Source organism: Chloroflexota bacterium (assembly GCA_026710945.1).
Taxonomy (GTDB): Bacteria; Chloroflexota; UBA11872; order VXOZ01; family VXOZ01; genus VXOZ01.
The window spans coordinates 64234-70285 of the sequence record JAPOQA010000050.1 but is presented as its reverse complement, the minus strand read 5'-3'; the positions used below and the strand labels follow the sequence as shown (position 1 = coordinate 70285).

Here is a 6052-nt window from a genome sequence, read left to right as displayed (position 1 = left end):
GGCGTCCACGTGGCCAAGAGGCGGGGGACGAGCCCCCGCGTTACGCCGGACACCGTGCCAAGGCGGTCGCGTGGCCAAGAGGCGGGGGACAAGCCCCCGCGCTACGCCGGATAGCGCGCCGTGGCGGTCGCGTTGTCAAGAGGCGGGGGACAAGCCCCCGCGCTACGCCGGAAACTGTGCCCGCAGTTCCGGTCACGGACGGTGTGGGAAACTTTCATCGCGGTCACGTGTATGCCGTGATGCGCGTGGCCTGCGCTGTTTGAACAACAGTGATGACTAGCAATTAACGTCTTTGCCCTCACTCCCAAACACCGCCATGCGTTCTTCCTGCTCGGTCTTCTCGGTGCCGGCGGGAATGAAGTGGAATTGGAGCGCCCGGCGCCGGCTCTCGCTGCGGTTTGCCGGCGTGCCGTGGTGCATAAGGCCGTCGAAGAAGAGCACGCCGCCGGGTGGCAGCGGCACCGCTACGTCGCGGTTGAGGTCAAGGTGTTCGTCGCAAATCTGCCAATCGCGCCGCCGAAAATGCACTACCGGGCCTTCTTTATGGGTGCCGGGCTTCACGTGCATGCAGCCATTCTCGAGCGTAGCCGCGTCCAGCGCCGTCCACGTGCCGACAATCGGCGTGCCCATCGGCAAGTTGAAGAAGGCGTGGTCTTGGTGCCAGGGCTTTTCACGTCCGATGCCCGGGGGCTTGCTCAGGGCCTGGTCGGCAAAGAGTTCCGGCTCGGCTTCCAGCAGGCGGCTGACAACGCGCTGTAAATTGCGATGCCACGCCATCGCTTTCATACGCGGCTCAAACTCGACAAAGTGCTGGAGTTTGCGCACGCAATCGAGTTGCCGCTCTGGCGGCAAGGTACGGACGTATTTCTTGGAGGCAGCCTCAAACTGCACGCCCACAAAATCGGCGTGCTTGCCGATTACGAGATCCGTAAAGCCAGCCAATGCCGATTCTACCTCCCGGTCGGTAAACACTCCCTGAATGACCAGGAAGCCGGTTTCCCGATAGAACGCCACGTGCTCATCGGAGAATTCATCGATGCTGGCTATCCCGGTGGCGCTGTTGTCGAAGCGATAGAGTTGCTCTTTGTAGGGATCGCCCTCATACTGGTCGAACTTGAGTTCTGCGGCGGTTCCCAGTTCCTGAACTTGTGCCATTGTGCTGTCCTCATTCAGCCAAATACTGGGGAATTGGAGGTTTGCTTGCCTTCGATGGTAGAACTGACAATGCCTACTGTCAAGCTGGAATCTCGGTGCCGACTTTGCAACGGCGTGAATATAGTGAGCTGTGCTGATGGAGCGGATTCACCAGCACATTTGGTGGCCTAAGTTCGAGTCAAGCTACAGCCAACGGTCGAACCAATCGAACGCCTTGGCGCCGCTGAAAGCATGGCCGCCGGGATGCAGGTCCAAGTCCAGTCTATCGGCAACGCCGGCTGCGGCGAAGATGCGTTCCACGTCAGCATAACAGCGCAGTGCATCGTCTTTCACAAAACAGTCGTCCAGTTCGCCAACCTCCACGAGGCACGGGCGCGGCGCAATGAGACCGGCCACGGACGCAATGTCGCCAAAGGTCAGCAGGCCGCGGGCGAATTGCGAGCCGCAGGTGTTGCCCCGACCGCGATGGCCGATGGCGTCCTCTAACGTGCTGAGGTAGCAAACGATGTCGGCGCAGCGAACGCGTTCGTCCAGGGCCGACAGATAGGTGGTCATCGTGCCACCGAAGGAGAGGCCGATCATGCCGATGCGATCGGGGTCTACATTTGGCAGACCCTGAAGCAGGTCGATGCCGCGCATGCCGTCCCAGATGTCGAGCGCGAGTAACTGGAACCCCAGGTAGCCGTAGCCCAGATAGAGCGCGTTGCAGCCATCGCGAGAGTCGCGCCGCCACTCGCGCGGACCCTGACGCTCGCCAAAGCCGCGCCAGTCGGGCGCCAGGCAGACGTAGCCGCGCTCGGCAAGCTGCTGGGCGTAGTTGACGCCGGACTGCCGTTCCTTCTGTTGCGCATAGTTGGGATCGTCCGGTGGAGGCAAGATACCTGCGGGGTCATCCTTGCCACGTCCGTGACCGTGGGCACAGAGGATGGCCGGCCGCCGTTCGCCATCCTTGATGTCCTTGGGCGTGAAGAGCCAGGCGGGCACGGTGGCAAAGGCCTCGCTGTCGTAAAGGACCTTCTCCCGCACGTAGCTGCCCTCGTCGTGGCGCTCGACCACCTCGACATTGAGCGGCACGGGATCGGGATACGGGCCGATCATCTCTCGCACCTGGATCAACGTACGCTCATGCCACGCGCGCCACTCCGCCGCAGTAGACGGCAGCGCCAGGGGCGCCGCCGTCGCTTTGGCGCGGGCAATCAGTCCTTCCACGGGATCGATGTACGGTCGCGAACTGACACTCATGCTCTCTTCCTCCTGGAGACCGCTACGTAACCCTAGCGGATGTGAGAAAAGTTCCTTCTCCCTCGACGGGAGAGGGCTAGGGTGAGGGTGGATCTCCTGAAATCCCTCAATATGCACTCCGATTCTGCGCTGTTATGCGTTGACACTACACACTGCAAGGGACCAATGTAGCAAGAAGACCCCTCACCCCGACCCTCTCCCCCAGGAGACCTTTGCGCAACTCAAGCGGTAGCGAAATAGTCCCCTCTCCCTCGACGGAGACCTTTGCATAACCCTCGCCAAAGCGCGGATGTTCCCTCTCCCTCGACGGGAGAGGGTTAGGGTGAGGGTGAATCTCCTGAAATCTCTCCATATGCACCCCGATTCTGCGCTGCTATGCGTTGAAACTGCACAAAGCAAGGGACCAATGTAGCAAGAAGACCCCTCACCCCGACCCTCTCCCCCAGGGAGAGGGAGTGCCTCCGCTTGAAAGTGGGGTTATGCAAAGGTCTCCCCAGGGAGAGGGAGTTTTTTCGTCTGCAGGCGAGGTCATTCACAGGTCTCCTCCTTGGGTTAGGTAGGTCCGTCAGTCTTTTGCCATGCTACGGCAAGAGCAGTCTACTCTTTCCAGCCTATCGTTTCGCCAAAGTGCGCCAGAGTTTCCGCACGTGTAAGCGCCCACAGCGAATACACCCCCACCGCCGTGCCAAAGGGAAAAATTGAAGAGTTGGAGCACGCTCAGGATGAGCACGAGGATCCGCGCCCAATTCTGCCGCTGCAGCAGGCCGATGCCGCCAATCAGCCCTGGTACCGACACGAGAAACAAGAACACGCCGATAAAGGTGCCGACCGCCACCCAGATGCCCATAGCCGACGTGCCATCGGTGGCAGCCAGCAGCAGCCCGATACCCACAAACACAAGAATCACGAGCGCGGTTACAAGGAGCCCCAGAGCGCTCAATATAATGTGCAACCACGCCACAATCTTGACATGGGTCTCGGTGTCCTGTGGGCTCATGGGAGCAACCTTTCGTGTTTACAATGATAACGCGGCGTATGTATAAGTTTCGTCAATCCTGCGAAAACAGAACTCGAGTTCCGTCACTTTCATGAAAATAGCGCGAGAGACTCCGTTATTACCGCGAATGCAAGAATCCATCTACTCTCTTGGCACGTGCGTGTCGCCCTAGGCGGAGGGCAGGCCCCCTTCTTCGGTACTGCCGCTTTCTCATCAAGAGGCAGGGGACAAGCCCCAATGTTGTTGCATTAGAGCATGATGGCGACGAATACCGCGCCTTATATCCCCGGTAGTGCAGGTCCTTCGACAGGCTCAGGACACGTTTGCAACCCCGTATCGAGTACGGGGCAGGCTCTGCGCCGCTACAAGGTTAATCCTTTGCGTGTCCGTTTCTCTTTGCTCTGGAGGGGGACAAGCCCCCGCGCTACAGCCTACCTATAGGGCGTGATCGTATGCTCTTTCAAGGTGCGCGCAAACTGCGCAATACCGGCACTCAAGCCAGTGATTGGCGCACACGGTGGGTGGCTTCCACTACGTTCTCCAGCTTGGCTACGGCAGACCCGTAAGGAACAGCCTGCAGGCCGCAATCGGGATTGATCCAGAGCTGTTCCGGCGCAAAATACTCCAGCGCCAGGCGGATGCGCGCTTCGATCTCTTCCACCGATTCTACACGCGGGTCTTGCGCGTCCACAACTCCGTAGCCCATGCCGCGGTCCGCGGGAAACGGATGCTCGCGCAGGATGTCGAGCATTTCGGGCGCTACGTGCGCCAGCTCCAGGCAGAAGACATGTGCGGGCAGCTCCAGCATCTTGGGATAGACCTCGTGGAATGCCCCATAGCACATGTGCGTGAAGACGGTAACATGCTCAGGCAATCCAACGCAGATGCGGCGCATGGCTTCAATGGCTACGTCGAGCTCGGCCGGTTGATCGTAGCGCGTGACGAATGCCGGTTCGTCGATCTGCAGGTAGCGGACACCTGCCGCCACCAGCCCTTGCACCTCTTCCCGGACGTACTCCGCCAAGCCGAGCACCGCCGCGCGGCGGTCGGGATAGTAGAGATCAAATACCCAGTCCCGCAGGGTATAGGAACCGGTAACGGTAACTTTTAAATCGCGCTTGGCGCGCGCCGCAGCGAATTGGTACCAATTGAGAAGCAACGAGCGCGGCGCGGTTGCCTCACGCTTAATGACCGCCCGCTGGCCGTACATATTGTCCAGTACCCACACCGGGTCCGGATCAATGTCGGCGCAGCCCCAGCCCTCCAGGAAGTAAGTCGTCATGGAGCGGCGGTACTGTTCGCCATCCACGAGCACGTCGATGCCCAAGCCTTCTTGGATTGCGAGCCAGTCCGCCACCGCCGCCTCTTGGGTTTGGCGCATCCATGCTTGATCCTGCTGCTCCAGCGGCGCCATTTCCGCTTGAAAGAGATCGGGCGGCTTGGGCAAGCTGCCGATGCTGGAGATCGGTAAGAGCGGGAGCTGACTCATGTTACTAATACAACACTTTCATATTGATGATCAAGGGCAACAGTAGCACAGGTTTCAAACCGGTGCTACCAGCGAAAGCCACTATCCAAGACTATCCTTTGATCACGCCGCCTCGGCTTGCCCATTGCTTCAAAGGTAGCGGGCTACTGCGCCTCCTCGCCACCGAATCGGTGAGCGGCGCGCGCCAGCGTTGTCAGTTTCTCGAATGCGGCGTGGCGCGGCAGGTACAGCAGCGCGGTGCTTGGCGCGGCCCAGCAGTTCACCGCAGGCGCGGCAGACGTAATTGCGGCCAGAGTTTCGCGCACTTCGTCCTCGCTTTCCACACGGATACTGCGCGCGTCGGCAATACCGGCCTGGAGAACGGCATTCCCGCTCCAAGACTTGAGAGCTGCCAGATTCGGCGCGCGGTAGGCGTCGGTGAAGTCCAAGCCCAGCCCGCCCAGGCCGGGGATGGCGAGAAACGGCTGCAGTAGATCGCCAATCTCGCCGCACGCCAGATGCACGATTACGGTCGTCTCCGGCGCGGCGCGCGCAATGCGCTCGATGGCTTGTGCTACCAGCGGAAAATCAGGCCGATGCTTGGGACGCAAGACCACCGATTCCTCGATCTGAATATACCGCGCCCCGGCAGCAGCCAGAGCGGCCACGTCCGCCGCCCACATGTCCACGAGCGCCGCAAAGGCCTCCGGCGTGTCGCCCTGCCCCTGCCGGTCCGCGTAGGCCCAGATGGTGTACGGCCCAAAGAGCGCGGGCTTAATGGGCTCCCTGGTAAGCGAGGCGGCGTGGCGGTAAGCGCTCACCAATGGGCTCTCGCCATTGCGTGTCGGCGACCTGTCCAGGACCCAATGGTGGTAATACGTATTGGTATCCAGGTAGCGGAGCGGGGCGGCGACTTCCAAGTCCGGCACCACCCGTGCCATCTGAAACCACTCATCGTATACCGGCACGAATCCCGGATCGAGGATGTCCACGCCGGCGTCTGCTTGCGCCGCCAGCAACTCCGCTTGGGTCTCCGTTTGGAAAGTGCGCAACTCCCGGTCTTGCCACGCGCTCTCAGGGGTGGGCGTCACCCGCGCCCGCCACTCCTCCACGGCGGCGCGCAAGGGGTGCTGGCCGTCGCTGACGATAGGAAACCGGCCGGAGGTCGTAACGAGCATGTGTCCTAATCC

6 protein-coding genes are annotated in these 6052 nt (G+C 60.9%); 1 reads left to right on the top strand and 5 read right to left on the bottom strand.

The features are described from left to right. Nucleotides 1–263: hypothetical protein (locus OXE05_10250; protein MCY4437700.1), on the top strand; the 263-nt coding region annotated here is incomplete at its 5' end. A gap of 13 nt (nucleotides 264–276) precedes the next feature. Here OXE05_10250 and OXE05_10245 read toward each other — a convergent pair. From OXE05_10245 to OXE05_10225, 5 genes are all read right to left on the bottom strand, one after another. Further along, nucleotides 277–1155 carry a phytanoyl-CoA dioxygenase family protein gene (locus OXE05_10245; protein ID MCY4437699.1) on the bottom strand — a complete coding sequence of 293 codons (879 nt, stop codon included), beginning with the start codon at nucleotides 1153–1155 and terminating at the stop codon, nucleotides 277–279. A gap of 183 nt (nucleotides 1156–1338) precedes the next feature. After that, on the bottom strand, nucleotides 1339–2397 hold the full coding sequence (locus OXE05_10240) for an acetylxylan esterase (protein MCY4437698.1): 1059 nt from the start codon (nucleotides 2395–2397) through the stop codon (nucleotides 1339–1341). A 565-nt stretch (nucleotides 2398–2962) separates the two neighbouring features. Next, entirely contained in the window at nucleotides 2963–3394 is a 432-nt protein-coding gene (locus OXE05_10235; GenBank protein MCY4437697.1) for a hypothetical protein, read from the bottom strand. Nucleotides 3395–3887: 493 nt separating this feature from the next. Then, nucleotides 3888–4883, bottom strand: a complete 996-nt coding sequence (locus OXE05_10230; GenBank protein MCY4437696.1) for a methionine synthase — start codon at nucleotides 4881–4883, stop codon at nucleotides 3888–3890. Nucleotides 4884–5026: 143 nt separating this feature from the next. Further along, nucleotides 5027–6040 carry a hypothetical protein gene (locus tag OXE05_10225; GenBank protein MCY4437695.1) on the bottom strand — a complete coding sequence of 338 codons (1014 nt, stop codon included), beginning with the start codon at nucleotides 6038–6040 and terminating at the stop codon, nucleotides 5027–5029. Between the last annotated feature and the right edge of the window lie 12 nt (nucleotides 6041–6052).

Bases quoted from the DNA above. Each gene is read 5' to 3' on its own strand.
- OXE05_10245 (MCY4437699.1), bottom strand. From the start codon at position 1,155: ATGGCACAAGTTCAGGAACTGGGAACCGCCGCAGAACTCAAGTTCGAC.
- OXE05_10240 (MCY4437698.1), bottom strand. From the start codon at position 2,397: ATGAGTGTCAGTTCGCGACCGTACATCGATCCCGTGGAAGGACTGATT.
- OXE05_10235 (MCY4437697.1), bottom strand. From the start codon at position 3,394: ATGAGCCCACAGGACACCGAGACCCATGTCAAGATTGTGGCGTGGTTG.
- OXE05_10230 (MCY4437696.1), bottom strand. From the start codon at position 4,883: ATGAGTCAGCTCCCGCTCTTACCGATCTCCAGCATCGGCAGCTTGCCC.
- OXE05_10225 (MCY4437695.1), bottom strand. From the start codon at position 6,040: ATGCTCGTTACGACCTCCGGCCGGTTTCCTATCGTCAGCGACGGCCAG.